Below are 14182 nucleotides of genomic sequence, written 5' to 3' on the forward strand. Positions count from 1 at the left end.
AGGGTCGTGCGCTTCTCCTTCGACCGCTCCCCCGTCGAGCGTCCTCGGGACCCTGCGCCGTCGAGCGTCCTCAGCCGTCGGGGAGGTCCACGCAGTCCGCCACGTCCACGTCGCTGCTCTCGGTGGGCGGAACGTCGAGATCGGCGAGGTCGTCGAACACGACCCCGCCCTCCCCGACCAGGAGCATGACCCGCCACTGCGGGTCGACCCGCCACGTGTCCCCGTCCCAACCCTCGGGCGCGCCCGACATGTAACGGACCTCCTCGGCGGCCCCGTGACCGCACTCCGAGAGCGCCGGCTCCCCCGCCGCCGCCGTCTCCGCGGGATCCATCGCGTCGTCGAGATCGGGGACCTCGGTCAGCGCCTCCTCGGGGACCGGGTCGAGCCCGATCGTCTCGAGTGTCGCGGTGTTCGAGCCCACACCCGCCTCGCTGACATCGACGTGCAGCAACGAGGTCGCTCCGGGAGCGACATAGGTGAGCCGCGCGCTCTCGACGTCGTCTTCACCCAGGTCCGCGTGCAACTCGGCGAGCCGCGCGTCGTTGTTCCACTCCTCCGCCGCCGGCCCGGCGACCTCCTGAAGGCCTGACAGCGTCGAGGGGACCGACTCGTCCGCGTCGCCGGCCCCGTTCTCGGCTCCGTCGAGCGGATCCTCGCTCTCGGCGGGCTCGCACGCAGCAACGGCGACGAACAGAACGGCCAGCAGAACTCGACGCATTGGCCGCAGTCTATCCCGAGCCGATACGGCACCTCGCGTCGACAGTTCCCCTGGTATCGACCGGGCGGACGGATGCGCGAGCCGCGACCGAGGGTACGAATCGGGGGTGAACACACGCGACTCTTCGGGGAGCAGCGCAGGCATTCCCCGCCCGAACCGGCAGCAGGAGCCAGACTCCCTATGAGCAGTGATCCGCGCGGCTGGGAGACAACCGGCCCGGACCAGCAACCCTCGGACCCGGGGGAGCCGACCGAGACCGACCGTCCCGCGGTGCCCGGGGGGACGTCCGACCCGCTGGGCACGGTGGGTCCCGATTCGCCGCCACCCGGGGGCTCATCGCCCCCACCCGCAGATCCCGCCGCGACGTGGCCACCGCGGTCGGAGCCGGCCGCACCGGTCGGACACGAGCCACCTCGGCGGCCCCCCGCGGGCCGGGCGATCGCGATAAGCACCATCGTGTCCGCGATCGTCGCCGCGATCGTCGCGGCGGTGGTGGCCGCCGGCGTCGTCGAGAACGCTGACGTGGACAGTGCCGCGTCCCCCGCCGGCGAGGACACCGCCGACGCGGACGAGGTTCCCACCCCGGACCTCTCGGGGCTGGAGGCCGACACCTCGGTCGAGGTCGTCGCCGAAGCCACGATGCCGTCGGTCGCGCACTTGGAGACCGGCCAGGGCGCCACCGGTTCGGCCGTCATCTTCCGTGAGGACGGGTACCTCATCACGAACGCCCATGTGGTGGGCAACGCGAACCAGGTGCAGGTCACCCTCGGGGACGGCCAAGCGCGTAGCGGCGAGGTCGTTGCGACGGCCCCGTTCGCCGACATCGCCGTCCTGCGGGTGGACGAGGACGGACTCCCCACCGCGGAGTTCACGGACGAGGCCCCGAACGTCGGCGCACCCGCCATCGCGATCGGCTCGCCGTTCGGGTTCGACGCGACCGTCACCTCGGGGGTGGTGAGCGCCCTGAACCGCACCCTACCGGCCGATCAGCGGGGCGAAGTGGTCCTGAGCGATCTCATCCAGACCGACGCCGCGATCAACCCGGGCAATTCGGGCGGGCCACTCGTCGACGGCGAAGGCCGCGTGATGGGGATCAACACCGCGATCATCTCGCAGACCGGCACCGACGCCGGCATCGGCTTCGCGATCCCGGCCAGTACGGCGGTGTCGCTGGCCGAGCGCCTCATCGACGACGGTGAGGTCTCGCCGGCCTTCCTCGGTATCCAGGGAGACAACCTCGAGCCGGGCGCAGCCGAGCAATTCGACCTCGACGTGGCGTCCGGCGCCGTCGTCGTCGCTGTCGTCCCGGACAGTCCCGCCGACGAGGCCGGCCTCGCCGAGGGGGACATCATCACCGGGATCGACGGTGACGGGGTCGAGTCGATGTTCGACGTGCAGGGCCGCATCCGCATCACCGAGCCCGGCACGACGATCACGCTGACGGTCGTGCGCGACGGAGAGGAACTCGAACTCGAGACCACGCTGACCGAGCAGCCCGAGCAGACCGAGCTGCCGTAGCCGTAGCCGTAGCCCGAGGTCCGCCGGGCGACGAAGCCCGGCGCTCAGCGGGGCCCTAGACTCCCGCGACCCGTTCCTCGACACGGGCGAGGGCCGCCCGGAGCAGCCGGCGCAGCGCCTGGTCGTCGTCGGCGCCGGCCTCCCCGGCGGCCTCGTCCCACGCCACGATCAGCCGGTTGAGATCGCGACTGGACAGTTCCGGGAAGAGCGCGAGGATCCGGCGGTCGAGCGTGTCCGGCTCCGAACCGCCGCCCGCCTCCCGGACCGCGACGACGTTCGCGACCAGGCATCCGGCGGCGTCCCGGTCCCAGGCACCCGCCACGAGCGGCAGGTCCTCGCGCGCCGCGACCTCCGCGAGGGCGCCACGCGCGGGCTCGGGCAGCGGCCGGATGGCGCGGGCGAGGCGCTCGGACGTTGCGATGGACGTCTGCGGACCTGGTCGCATACCCCCAGCCTACCTACGGTCCGGTGCGGTACGACGCCCGGTGACCGGTATGCTCGATCGGCGATGGACACTCCCGAGCCCACCCCACCAGACCCGCACGCGGCCGCGGACGGCAACGCGTCCGACCCGCAGGAGGGCAGCCCCGACGGCGCCAGCGAGCCGGAGGGCACGCACGCGGTCCGCGTCACCGCCGACCGACTGCTCTGCGAGCCACCCCAGGACAGCGAGCGTCGCTCCAAGGGCGGCATCCTGATCCCCGCCACCGCCCAACAGGAGGGGCGCCGTGGGCTCTGGTGCAGGGTGGTGGCGGTCGGTCCGCTGGTGCGTGGGATCGAAGCGGAGGACCGGGTCCTCTTCCTGCCCGACGACGCGGTCGAGGTCGACATCCGCGGCGACCTGTTCCTCGTCGTGCGCGAACGCGACGTCCACGCGGTGGCGTCGGCCGAGCGGGCCGCCGACCCCACCGGCCTCTACTTGTGAACCCGCGCGTGACTGGGCTCGCGCACCTCACCCTCCGAGCCCCGGGCGTGACCACGAACGCTGCACGACACGACGAACCGGACGAGAGTCGAAAGGCCGCCATGTCCCTGCCCAGCGCGCAGTATTCGATGACCATGCGCGTGCACCTCGAGGACTCCTCGCGAGGGGTCGGCCAGGTCACCACCGCCGTGGGCGACGCCGGTGGCAGCGTGACCGCCGTCGACATCGTCGATGCCCAGGGGGACATCCTCGTGGCCGACATCACCGTCAACGCCGCCGACGGTGCCCAGTCCGACGCGATCACGGCCGCGGTGGAGGCCGTCCCCGGTGCCGCCCTGCACAAAGTGAGCGACCGCACCTTCCTGATGCACCTCGGCGGCAAGCTCGAGGTCCGGGCGACCAGCCCGATAAAGACCCGCGACGACCTCTCGATGGCCTACACCCCGGGTGTGGCCCGGGTCTGCCAGGCCCTCGTCGACCGGCCCGAGGACGCTCGCCGCCTCACGATCAAGCGCAACACCGTGGCGGTGGTCACGGACGGATCGGCCGTGCTCGGCCTGGGGGACATCGGCGCCACCGCCGCGCTGCCGGTGATGGAGGGGAAGGCCACGCTGTTCAAGGAGTTCGCCGACGTCGACGCATGGCCGGTCTGCATCGACTCGAGCGACCCTGACGAGATCGTGCGGACCGTCCAGCTCCTCGCCCCCGTCTACGGGGGCGTGAACCTGGAGGACATCGCCGCCCCCAGGTGCTTCAAGGTGGAGGAACGGCTGCAGGAGCTGCTCGACATCCCCGTCTTCCACGACGACCAGCACGGCACGGCCATCGTGGTCCTCGGGGCGCTGCGCAACGCCCTGCGACTCGTCGGCAAGCGGCTCGAGGACGCCCGGATCGTGATGGCGGGCGCGGGCGCCGCCGGGGTGGCGATCCTGCAGATGCTGCAGGGCGAGGGCGTCGAGCACGTCGTCGTGACCGACCGCGAGGGGATCGTCCACAGCGGCCGCAGCGACCTGCACGAGACGAAGGCACGGATCGCACGGACCACCAACTCGAGCGGGGAACGGGGCACCGTGGTCGACGCCCTCGAGGGTGCCGACGTGTTCATCGGCGTCGCGGGGCCCGACCTCATCGCGCCAGGGGACCTCGCGAGGATGGCCCGCGACCCGATCGTGTTCGCGCTCGCCAACCCCGACCCCGAAGTGGATCCGGTGGGCGCACGCGAACACGCGGCGGTGCTTGCCACCGGCCGCAGTGACCAGCCCAACCAGATCAACAACGTGCTCGCGTTCCCGGGGATCTTCCGCGGCGCGCTCGACGCCCAGGCGACCCGGATCACCCCCGAGATGAAGCTCGCCGCGGCCAGGGCGCTCGCGGGGGTCGTGCCCCCGGAGGAGCTACGCCCCAGCTATATCGTGCCGAGCGTGTTCAACCCGGACGTGGCCCCTGCCGTCGCCGAGGCGGTCAGGGATGCCGCACCGAGTACATAGTCCGCGACGAGCGAGGAGTGCCGTTGCCGCCCAGCCACCGCCGCCCCGCACCACGACTCGACCGCGAACGCGCCTGGTGGGCCGAGGGTGCGGTCGTGGCCGGCGTCGACGAGGTCGGACGCGGCGCGTGGGCCGGACCGGTGACGTACGCCGCGGTGGTGCTGCCGACCGACCGGCGGGTCTACAAGCTGCGGGACTCCAAGACGCTCGACCCGGCGGCACGCGAGCACCTCGCGCGGCGGCTGCGGGGCGTCGCGCCGGGCATCGGGATCGGCCACGCGTCGAACCGCGAGATCGACCGGCTCGGGATGAGCCTCGCGATGCGGCTGGCCGCCAGGCGCGCCGTGGAGGCGCTGCCGGACCGGCCCGACGTGCTGCTGCTGGACGGCAACTGGGACTTCCTCGCCGACTTCCCCAGCCACAACGAACGCCTGATCGGGGGCGACGCCCGGTGCGCCTCGATCGCGGCCGCCTCGATCGTGGCGAAGGCCGCTCGCGACTCCCTCATGCGTCACGCCGAACCCCGATTCCCCCCGTACGATTTCGCGTCGAACAAGGGCTATCCCACCCCGGCGCATCTCGCGAGCCTGGACGCGCAGGGCCCCTGTGAGCTGCACCGGCTGAGCTGGCGACCGGTGGCCGCGGCTCGCTGGAACGCGACCGCGCCGAGGCTCCCGCTCGACGAGGTGACGGGGGTCGGATCATCCGCGTTCGGGTAGGCCTGCCGACCGGTCGCGTCCCGCAGCGCAGGGAGGAGGCGTGAGTGGAAGGCATCATCGGGATCCTCTTCGGCGGCCTGATCGTCGGCGCGGTCGCGCGGTTGGCCCTACCGGGACCCCAACCGATCGGTTGCATCGGTACGATCGCGATCGGGGTCGCGGGCGGGGCCCTCGGGGGGCTGCTCGGACGAGGAATTCTCGGCGGCCCGGAAGGTCCGCTGGTGGATTTCGCGTTCAGTGTTCTGGGAGCGGTGCTCCTGCTGCTCGGGCTCCGCGCGCTCGCGGGGCGACGTCGGCTCTAGGGGATAGAAGCGATGCGGCTGTATGACACTCGGCGTGATCGCGTGGTGCCGTTCGTCGGCGCGCGAACGGTCCGTCTCTACGTCTGCGGCGTCACGCCGTACGACGCCACCCATCTCGGCCACGCGTTCACGTACACGGCGTTCGACGCTCTCGTCCGCCTGCTCGAACACCGTGGTCACCGCGTGCGGTACGTGCGCAACGTCACCGACGTCGACGACGACATCCTCCGCACCGCGCGCGAGGCGGGCCGGTCGCACGAGGTGATCGCCCGGGAGGAGGTCGAGCGCTTCTTGAGCGACTGCGCCGCGTTGAACCTCCGTCCTCCCGACGTGGAACCGTGGGCCAGCGAGGCCGTGCCCGCGATCCAGCGCGCGATCGCGGGCCTCCTCGAGCAGGGCGTCGCCTACGACGTCGGGGACGGCCGCGTGTACTACGACGTCCGGGCCGCGGGCGATGCCTTGGGTGCGCTGTCGAAGCTCGATCGGGAGACGATGCTCGTCGAGTTCGGCGAGAAGGGCGGCGATCCGGACGCTCCGGACAAGCGCGATCCGCTCGACTTCCTGCTGTGGCAGCCGAGTGCCCCCGACGAGCCGGCCTGGGGCAGCCCGTGGGGGGCCGGCCGGCCGGGGTGGCACATCGAGTGCTCCGCGATGGCCATGGAGGAACTCGGCGGCGTCATCGACGTCCACGGCGGCGGACGGGACCTGGTCTTCCCCCATCACGAGGCCGAGATCCTGCAGTCCGAGGGCCTGACCGGTCAGGGACCGTTCGCACGCTGGTGGCTGCACACCGGGATGGCCGGGCTCGACGGGCACAAGATGTCGAAGTCCGAACGCAATCTCGTGTTCGTGGCCGACCTCCGCGAACGGTACGCACCGGCGGCGATCAAGCGCTACCTCCTGCAGCACCACTACCGCGAGGACTGGTCGTTCGACGCGGACCAGTTGGACGCGGCCTGTCAGTCGGTGAAGGCGTGGGCCGATGTGGCGGGCGACGCGGGCCGAGACGAGGCAGCCGAGGCGCGGATGGTGGACGCGCTCGAGAACGACCTGGACACCCCCACCGCGCTCGCCGTCCTCGACGAGCTCGCCGGCGCCGGACGCGGGGAATCCGTTCGGTGGGGGGCAGGCCTACTGGGGATAGATCTCGGGGCCGCGTAGCGATCGGCATCGGCCCGCTCGACTCGCGGGGAGGGTGGCGCTGCCCGGCCGATCGATCGATCCCGCGTAGAAGTTCGCCGTCGCGTGTGTAGCGCGTCCCGGCGACGGGCACGCTTCAGGGCGAACCACTCACGCGCCCGGATGGCCCGCCCGCAGCCAACCGACGTGCGCCAGGAGAGGCCCCCGGCCGACCACGGGGGCCTCTCCTCTTGGCACCCCTTCGATCGCCGTCACGAAGCCCCGGGACGGCAGCTCACGACGAGCGCTACGGACGGGTGAGCGGCTTGTACTTGATGCGGGTCGGCTGATCGGCCTCGTCACCGAGCCGCTTGCGGCGGTCCTCCTCGTACTCCGAGTACGACCCCTGGAACCACCGCACCTGGCTGTCCCCCTCGAACGCGAGGATGTGGGTCGCGATGCGGTCCAGGAACCAGCGGTCGTGGCTGATGACCACCGCGCAGCCCGCGAACGACAGGAGCGCCTCCTCGAGCGCGCGAAGCGTGTCGACGTCGAGGTCGTTGGTCGGCTCGTCGAGGAGGACGAGGTTGCCGCCCCGCTGGAGGAGCTTGGCGAGGTGGATGCGGTTGCGCTCACCCCCCGAGCAGTCCCCCACCTTCTTCTGCTGGTCGGGCCCTCGGAAGTTGAACTGCGCGACGTACTTGCGGCTCTGCACCTCGCGACCGCCGATGTGCAGGATGTCCTGCCCGCCCGTGATCTCCTCGAACACGGTCCGGGACCCCTCGAGCGCCTCGCGGCTCTGATCCACGTAGGCAAGATCGACGGAATCCCCGACCCGCAGCGCGCCGTCGTCCGGCTCCTCCTCGCCGACGATCAGCCGGAACAGGGTCGTCTTCCCGGCCCCGTTCGGTCCGATCACCCCGACGAGGCCGCCCGGGGGCAGGCTGAACGTGAGATCCTCGAACAGCAGCGTGTCGCCGTAGCCCTTCGCGACGCCGTCCGCCTCGACGACGAGGTCGCCGAGCCGCCGGGTCTCGGGGATGAGGATCTCCGCCGATCCCTGGCGTTCCTCGGGCTTCTGGTTGAGCAGCGCCTCGTAGGCCTGGATCCGCGCCTTCGACTTGGCCTGGCGGGCCTTGGGGCTCGCGTTGACCCACTCGAGCTCCCGCTCGAGGGTCTTCTGCCGTGCCGTCTCCTGCTTCTCCTCCTGGCGCAGCCGCTCCTGCTTGGCTGCCAACCAGCCCGAGTAGTTCCCCTGGAACGGGATGCCCTTGCCCCGGTCGAGCTCGAGGATCCAGCCCGCGACGTTGTCGAGGAAGTAGCGGTCGTGGGTGACCGCGACGACGGTGCCCGGATACTCCTCGAGGTGGCGTTCGAGCCAGGCGACGCTCTCGGCGTCGAGGTGGTTGGTCGGCTCGTCGAGCAACAACAGGTCCGGCCGCTGGAGCAGGAGCCGACAGAGCGCCACGCGGCGGCGCTCGCCGCCCGACAGCGCCGTGACGTCCGCGTCACCGGGTGGCACGCGCAGGGCGTCCATCGCGATCTCGAGGGTGCGGTCGAGGTCCCACGCCCCCGCGGCCTCGATGGCGTCCTGGACCTCGGCGAACTCCTCGTAGACCTTGCCCATCTCCTCGTCGTCGAGGGGCTCGGCCATCCTCGCCGACAGTTCGTTGAAGCGTTCGAGCAGTCGGGCGGCGTGCGCGGTGCCCTCCATCACGTTGCCGCGCACGTCCTTGTCCGGGTCGAGTTCGGGCTCCTGGGACAGGTAGCCGACGGTCACGCCGTGCCCGGGCCAGGCCTCCCCCTCGAACTCGGTGTCGACGCCGGCCATGATGCGCAGCAACGTCGACTTGCCCGCGCCGTTCGGTCCGATCACCCCGATCTTCGCCCCCGGGAAGAAGGAGAGCCAGATGTTCGACAGGATCTCCTGGTTCGGGGGCACGATCTTCGTGAGCCCCTTCATGACGTACTGGTACTCGGCCACGATCGACGTCCTCGCAGGTTGCGGGCAGTTGTCGCAGGTTTCGCGGGCGACAGCGTAACGCCGGCCGCAGCCGTCGCGGAGCCGCGACGGCTACACGATGAGCCGGATCGGCATCGGCGAGAACGACAGCAACGCCACGGTCACCGCGAACCCCACCGGGGCCCACGCGCTCCGGCGGGTCTCGGTCATGACAGCCATCAACAGGCCGGCGGTCGCGATGAATGCGCCCGACCAGACACTGTCAATGAACTGGGCGAGGCGAAAGCTGATGAGCAGCGAGCCGATCGCGAGCACGACGGTCGGCGCGAGCAGCGCGGCGCGGTTCGCGGCCGACGGGCCGCTGGCCGCGCGGAAGACGAGAATCGCGGCCACGGTGATGCCCAGCGGGAAGAGCAACGACCCGATGCTCCCGGTCACCAGCACCCGTAGCACCGCCGTGACGGCCACGATGATCGCCAGGATCCGGCCGATCTCCATGATCCCGTCCCGCAGCGTGCGGGACTGGCCGTGAAACGCCTCGCGCGCCTTCGTCGAGACGTAGACCGCGAGCACGGCGAGGCCGACCCACGTGAGCAGCCGCTCGAGCACCCACACGAGCCACCCGCCGGGGCGGACCTGCGGCACGAGCGGGATCCACTCGAACGGGGACCCGCCCATGGTGATCGGGCCGAGGAGGCTCACGACGACCAGGGGGGAGGCCGTGAGCGCGCCCGCTCCGAACCCGGCGCCCGGGCGGTCGCCGAACCGGAACGTCGCCCACGACTCGCGTCGATACCGCATGAGCAGGAACGGCACGAGCATCGTGAGCGCGACCGGTTGGGCGACCCGCAGCACGGGGGTCACGAACGGCAGTCGCTGGATCGGCAGCACCTGCAGCAGCAGTGTCAGCACCAGCGGGCCGAACACGAACACCGCGCACGCGAGCAGCAGGTCGGAGCGGTCCTCGTCGGGGGTGGTGTACATGCGCCTCTCGGTCGGCCAACGGTGTCGCCGGCACGTGTGGGGCAACGCACCGTCGCGCATCCTACGCGTGAGTCGGCGGCTGGGTGCGGACTCGGTACGCTCCCGGCCATGAGCAACCGCGCGTCGATCGTCGTCATCGGCGATGAGATCCTGGACGGCCACACGCGAGACACCAATTCGGGATGGCTCGCCCGCCGGCTCAGCGACCACGGCATCGCCGTCGACCGGATCGTCACCGTCCCCGACGAGGACTCGGCGATCCACGAGGCACTCGGCCACGAGCTCGCGCGCCCTCGCCCCCGTCTGGTGCTCACCAGCGGCGGCATCGGTTCCACGCCCGACGACCGCACGATGGCGGCGGTGGCGACGTATCTGGACGTCGATCTCGTGGCACATCCCGACCTCGACGCTCGGCTCACCGGGTGGGCGAGGCAATCGGTGGAGGACGACGCCCCGATCCCCGACGACCAGTTCGAGGCGATGCGCAAGATGGCGCTCGTGCCCGACGGTGCCTACCTCCTCCCCGGCATGCGGGGCATCACCCCGGGGGTGGGCATCGACCTGGACGGGGGGAGCCGTTCGCCCCAGGGCGCCACGGTCATCGTGCTGCCCGGGGTGCCCCGCGAGTTCGAGCGCATCGTGGATGAGGGGGTGGAGCCGCTGCTCGCCGAGATCGGACAGTCGGTCCACGTTCGGGAGCTCACCCACCCCTATCCGGAATCCGCCCTCTCACCACTGCTGGGCGAGCTCACGCGGGACCATCCGGCCGTGGCGGTGGGGTCGTATCCCGGCAAGGAGTGCGTCGTGCGGCTGAAGGGTCCCCCGGAGGAGGTCGCGCGCGTCGAGGCTCGCGTCCGAGAGCGCCTCGCGACGCTGGAGAGCGACCCGGTCGCCGCCCGCCAGTCCGCCCGCTGGCAGGCTCGTTGGGAGTAGGCGTCCGATGGTGCGGGGGTAATGTGGGAGGCATGCAGACGTTCCACGCAATGTTCGTGCACGCGCACCCCGATGACGAGTCCTCGAAGGCGGCATCGACGATGGCGCGCTACGCGGACGAGGGTCATCGGGTCTCGGTCGTCACCCTGACCGACGGCATGGCCGGCGACATCCTCAACCCCGCCAAGGACGAGCCGGGGATCAAGGAGCGGCTGGGCGAGGTCCGCCGCGCCGAGCTCGCACACGCGCTCGAGGTCCTCGGTGTGACCGACCACTTCGCCTTCGGCTATCCGGACTCGGGTTTCGTGGAGGGATTCGAGGGCGACGGTGGTCTGCTCGCACCGAACGCCTTCTACAACCAGCCCCTCGAGGAGGTGACGGCGCGCCTGGTGGAGGTCATCCGTTCGACGCGTCCGCACGTCATCGTCACGTACCCGGAGGACGGCGGCTATCCGCATCCCGACCACATCCGCTGCCACGACGTGAGCGCCGCGGCCTTCGAAGCGGCCGGCGATCCGGAGGCGTATCCCGAAGCCGGGGCACCGTGGACCCCCCAGAAGCTCTACTACTGCCACCCGTTCACCCGGCCGAAGCTCGAGGCGCTGCACGACGCCTGCGAGGAGCGCGGCCTCGAGTCCCCCTACGGGGAGATGCTCGCCCGCCGCCGCTCACGTGGCTTCGATGACCCGGTCACGACCCGCGTCGAGGTCGCGGACTACCTCGAGCACCGCCGGAAGGCGCTGCTGGCCCACGAGACGCAGGTCGACCCCAACGGGCGCTGGTTCGCCGTGCCCGACGAGATCGTCCGGGAGGTCTACCCCTACGAGGACTTCACCCTGGCCCGGAGCCGGGTCGGCGTGTCGATCCCCGAGGCCGGCCTGTTCGACGGTCTCGAGGCCGTGCACGCGTCCCGACGCGTGCCTGCCGCGTAACGGGTAGCGTCACGTGTCCACCGCTGCGCGCATCTGGTACCTGGGCTACGGCTCGAACCTGGACCCTGCGCGATTGCGCCGGTACCTCGCCGGCGGGCGGGCCCCGGGCGCCACCCGCGCCACCCCCGGGGCGCGGGATCCGAGTCCGCCCGAGGCGATCCGCGCCGCGACGCTGCCTCATCCCTTGCGATTCGGGGGGGACTTCGCGACGTGGGGAGGCGCCGCCGCGTTCGTCGATCCCGCGCGCATCGGAGCCGCCCACGCGACCGCCTACCTGCTGACCACCGAGCAGGCCGAGGACGTGCTGCGGCAGGAGAACGGCCGACCCGACCTCACGGTCGATCTCGTCGCCGCGGCCAAGCGCGGGGGGACGACCCTGGATCCGGAACTGCCCTACGGACAGGTCCTGGCGGGCGACTGGCTCGACGTGGGTGAGCCCGCGGTGACGTTCACCTGTGCCGACACCTCGCGGTGGCCCGACGCACCTCCCCCAGCGGCGTACCTCGAGCGGCTCTGCGCGGGCCTGCGGACGGTCGCGGGCCTCTCGACCGACGAGATCGCCGCGTATCTCCTCGGGGCCGACGGCGTCGCGCTGCACTGGTCCCGAGAGCGCCTCGTTCACCTCGCGGCACGCGCGGGCTGACCGCGGGCACACATCCCCGTCTGGGCGGGCCCGTGCGCACTCGAGCCGAGAATCCCGCCCAGATGCGGCCGGGGTGTCGCTCAGAGGAGCGACAGCTGGACGCCGGGGTCGGGCTCGCCGGCCGCGGACTCCGCTCCTCGCCAAGCCGGAGGCGGCTCCGGCTCGCCGTGGCGCACCCGCGCCGCCCGGATCCGCTCGTGGACGAACCCCACCACCGCTCGCCGGTAGGCGGGCGAGGCCTCGCTGCCGCGCGCGTACAGCTCCCGGTAGCGGGACACCAGCTCCGGGTGGGTCGCGACGAGCCACGGCCAGAAGACCGCGCGGACCTTGGGGCGCAGGTGCAGCACGATCGGGGTGATGTGCCGGGCACCCGCCTCGGCGGCCGCCTCGACGAGCGCGGCCAGCTCGTCCCGATCGTCGTTCAGTCCCGGCATGATCGGCGCGAGCATCATCCCCGTCGGGATGCCCGCCTCGTTCAGCCGAGCGATCGCGTCGAGCCGCGCGCGGGGGTCCGGGGTGCCGGGCTCGGCCTCGCGCCACAGCCGATCACCGAGCATCCCGACGGTGAACGCCGCCGAGACCGGCACACGTTCGGCCGCCTCGGCCAGGGCGTCACGATCGCGCAGGATCAGGGTCCCCTTCGTCAGGATCGAGAAGGGCGTCCGAGAGGCGCCCAGCGCGTCGATGATCCCCGGCATGAGCCGATACCGCCCTTCGGCCCGCTGATAGTTGTCGGTATTCGTGCCCATCGCGACGTGCGCGCCCCGCCAGTTCGGCCTCGCGAGCTCGCGCCGCAGCACCTCGGCGATGTTGGTCTTCACGACCACGGTCTTCTCGAAGTCCGTGCCCGGGGACAGGTTCAGGTACTCGTGGGTCGGCCGGGCGAAACAGTACGAGCAGGCGTGGGAGCAGCCCCGGTAGGGGTTGATCGACCACTCGAACGGCATGCCCCGAACGTGGTTCAGCGCGGACTTCGTCTCGACCTCCAGGAACCGCATCCCTGCGAACTCGGGGGTCTCGAAGGTTCGCTCGCGCTGTACCTCGATCGGCAGCACGTCAGCGTCGGCGGGCTGCTCGTCGGGGTCGCGCTGCAGGTCCGCGAGGGTGCGCATGGCATCCCAGTATAGCGAACTCGTGTTCGATTGTCGCCCGTGCGCACCGTCGAGCGGCCGGCGCACTCGTGGCCGCACCCCGGGATGCGGACGACGCTGGCGTTCGCGATGTCCCGGGGGGCCCGGCCCGGACCCTCGTTCGGATGCAGCGAACACGGGTATAGCTGCGGGGGACACGTGGCGACGCCTCGAGTTCCCGGGAACGAATCGGATCTGCCGTGACCATCGGAACGGACGATCCCCGACACCCGTTCGACGAGGGCAACGGCGGCGTGATCGTCGCCGCCGAGAGCACCGCTCCGCCCGCAGACGTCTGGGCGCTGCTCGCCGATCCGCAGCAGTGGGCTCGTTGGGCCCCGCACATTCGCTGGATCCAGGCGAGCCGACCGCGCGTGGCCACGATGGATGCCCCGCAGCGCCCCCGCGGTGGCTCGCGATCACGGGGCCCCGACGCCGCCCCGCCCACTGCCCCGTCGGGCACCGCGGCACGGGCAGAGCATTCGGAGCCGTGCCTCGTCGCGCCGGGAGACCGGTTGTTCGTCCGAGGTCCTGCCGGCACGCGTGTGCAGGGGGTCGTTACCCACGTGGAACCGGGCCACCGGTGGGACTTTCGGATCCGCCTACCCGCCGCGCAGTGGCTCGACAGCGCCCACGTCGTGGCGCCGTGGGGCACCGGCAGCCGCGTGGCGACCCGATTGCGGGTCGACGGGGTCTTCGCCGGACCGGGTCGGATCGCCCTCGAGGGCTATCGCCCGCTCGCCCGCATCGCGATGGCTCGGCTGGCACGCATCGCCGCCGCGGACCAGGGACGCCACGAGGCAGGCTGA

15 protein-coding genes are annotated in these 14182 nt (G+C 71.7%); 10 read left to right on the top strand and 5 right to left on the bottom strand.

The window, feature by feature from the left end; all coding sequences use genetic code 11:
• Nucleotides 1-70 precede the first annotated feature (70 nt).
• Nucleotides 71-718 (bottom strand): hypothetical protein, encoded by a 648-nt coding sequence (locus ER308_RS04650; RefSeq protein ID WP_131153901.1) that lies wholly within the window; start codon nt 716-718, stop codon nt 71-73.
• Between the two features lie 456 nt (nt 719-1174).
• Here ER308_RS04650 and ER308_RS04655 point away from each other — a divergent pair, with 456 nt between their 5' ends.
• Nucleotides 1175-2236: a S1C family serine protease gene (locus ER308_RS04655; RefSeq protein ID WP_131153902.1), complete on the top strand. Its 1062-nt coding sequence runs from the start codon at nt 1175-1177 to the stop codon at nt 2234-2236.
• Nucleotides 2237-2291: 55 nt separating this feature from the next.
• Here ER308_RS04655 and ER308_RS04660 read toward each other — a convergent pair whose 3' ends face one another.
• Nucleotides 2292-2681, bottom strand: coding sequence for a hypothetical protein (locus ER308_RS04660; RefSeq protein WP_131153903.1), 390 nt, complete (start codon nt 2679-2681; stop codon nt 2292-2294).
• Nucleotides 2682-2744: 63 nt separating this feature from the next.
• Between ER308_RS04660 and ER308_RS04665 the strand changes: the two genes are divergently transcribed.
• The 5 genes from ER308_RS04665 to cysS all read left to right on the top strand — a co-directional run bounded on the left by ER308_RS04665 (nt 2745) and on the right by cysS (nt 6830).
• Nucleotides 2745-3161: a co-chaperone GroES gene (locus ER308_RS04665; protein WP_131153904.1), complete on the top strand. Its 417-nt coding sequence runs from the start codon at nt 2745-2747 to the stop codon at nt 3159-3161.
• A gap of 101 nt (nt 3162-3262) precedes the next feature.
• A complete protein-coding gene (locus ER308_RS04675) occupies nt 3263-4648 on the top strand; it encodes an NAD-dependent malic enzyme (protein ID WP_131156898.1) in 1386 nt (461 codons plus the stop codon).
• Nucleotides 4649-4671: 23 nt separating this feature from the next.
• Nucleotides 4672-5367, top strand: a complete 696-nt coding sequence (locus ER308_RS04680) for a ribonuclease HII (RefSeq protein ID WP_165491822.1) — start codon at nt 4672-4674, stop codon at nt 5365-5367.
• Nucleotides 5368-5411: 44 nt separating this feature from the next.
• Nucleotides 5412-5669: a GlsB/YeaQ/YmgE family stress response membrane protein gene (locus tag ER308_RS04685; protein ID WP_205745903.1), complete on the top strand. Its 258-nt coding sequence runs from the start codon at nt 5412-5414 to the stop codon at nt 5667-5669.
• 12 nt (nt 5670-5681) lie between these two features.
• Entirely contained in the window at nt 5682-6830 is a 1149-nt protein-coding gene (cysS, locus tag ER308_RS04690) for a cysteine--tRNA ligase (protein ID WP_131153906.1), read from the top strand.
• A gap of 265 nt (nt 6831-7095) precedes the next feature.
• Here cysS and ettA read toward each other — a convergent pair whose 3' ends face one another.
• Both ettA and ER308_RS04700 read right to left on the bottom strand, forming a co-directional pair.
• Nucleotides 7096-8772 carry an energy-dependent translational throttle protein EttA gene (ettA, locus tag ER308_RS04695; RefSeq protein WP_131153907.1) on the bottom strand — a complete coding sequence of 559 codons (1677 nt, stop codon included), beginning with the start codon at nt 8770-8772 and terminating at the stop codon, nt 7096-7098.
• 90 nt (nt 8773-8862) lie between these two features.
• Nucleotides 8863-9735, bottom strand: a complete 873-nt coding sequence (locus ER308_RS04700; protein WP_131153908.1) for a hypothetical protein — start codon at nt 9733-9735, stop codon at nt 8863-8865.
• 108 nt (nt 9736-9843) lie between these two features.
• Here ER308_RS04700 and ER308_RS04705 point away from each other — a divergent pair, with 108 nt between their 5' ends.
• The 3 genes from ER308_RS04705 to ER308_RS04715 are packed head-to-tail and all read left to right on the top strand — an operon-like array spanning nt 9844 to nt 12243.
• Nucleotides 9844-10668 carry a competence/damage-inducible protein A gene (locus ER308_RS04705; protein WP_131153909.1) on the top strand — a complete coding sequence of 275 codons (825 nt, stop codon included), beginning with the start codon at nt 9844-9846 and terminating at the stop codon, nt 10666-10668.
• A 32-nt stretch (nt 10669-10700) separates the two neighbouring features.
• Nucleotides 10701-11600, top strand: a complete 900-nt coding sequence (gene mca, locus ER308_RS04710) for a mycothiol conjugate amidase Mca (protein WP_205745904.1) — start codon at nt 10701-10703, stop codon at nt 11598-11600.
• A 13-nt stretch (nt 11601-11613) separates the two neighbouring features.
• Entirely contained in the window at nt 11614-12243 is a 630-nt protein-coding gene (locus tag ER308_RS04715; protein WP_131153910.1) for a histone deacetylase, read from the top strand.
• Nucleotides 12244-12323: 80 nt separating this feature from the next.
• On the opposite strand, the gene ER308_RS04720 is transcribed toward ER308_RS04715, so the two are convergent.
• Nucleotides 12324-13355, bottom strand: a complete 1032-nt coding sequence (locus ER308_RS04720; RefSeq protein WP_131153911.1) for a radical SAM protein — start codon at nt 13353-13355, stop codon at nt 12324-12326.
• A 218-nt stretch (nt 13356-13573) separates the two neighbouring features.
• Here ER308_RS04720 and ER308_RS04725 point away from each other — a divergent pair, with 218 nt between their 5' ends.
• Nucleotides 13574-14182: an SRPBCC family protein gene (locus tag ER308_RS04725; RefSeq protein WP_165491823.1), complete on the top strand. Its 609-nt coding sequence runs from the start codon at nt 13574-13576 to the stop codon at nt 14180-14182.

This window comes from Egibacter rhizosphaerae (genome assembly GCF_004322855.1).
Taxonomy (GTDB): Bacteria; Actinomycetota; Nitriliruptoria; order Euzebyales; family Egibacteraceae; genus Egibacter; species Egibacter rhizosphaerae.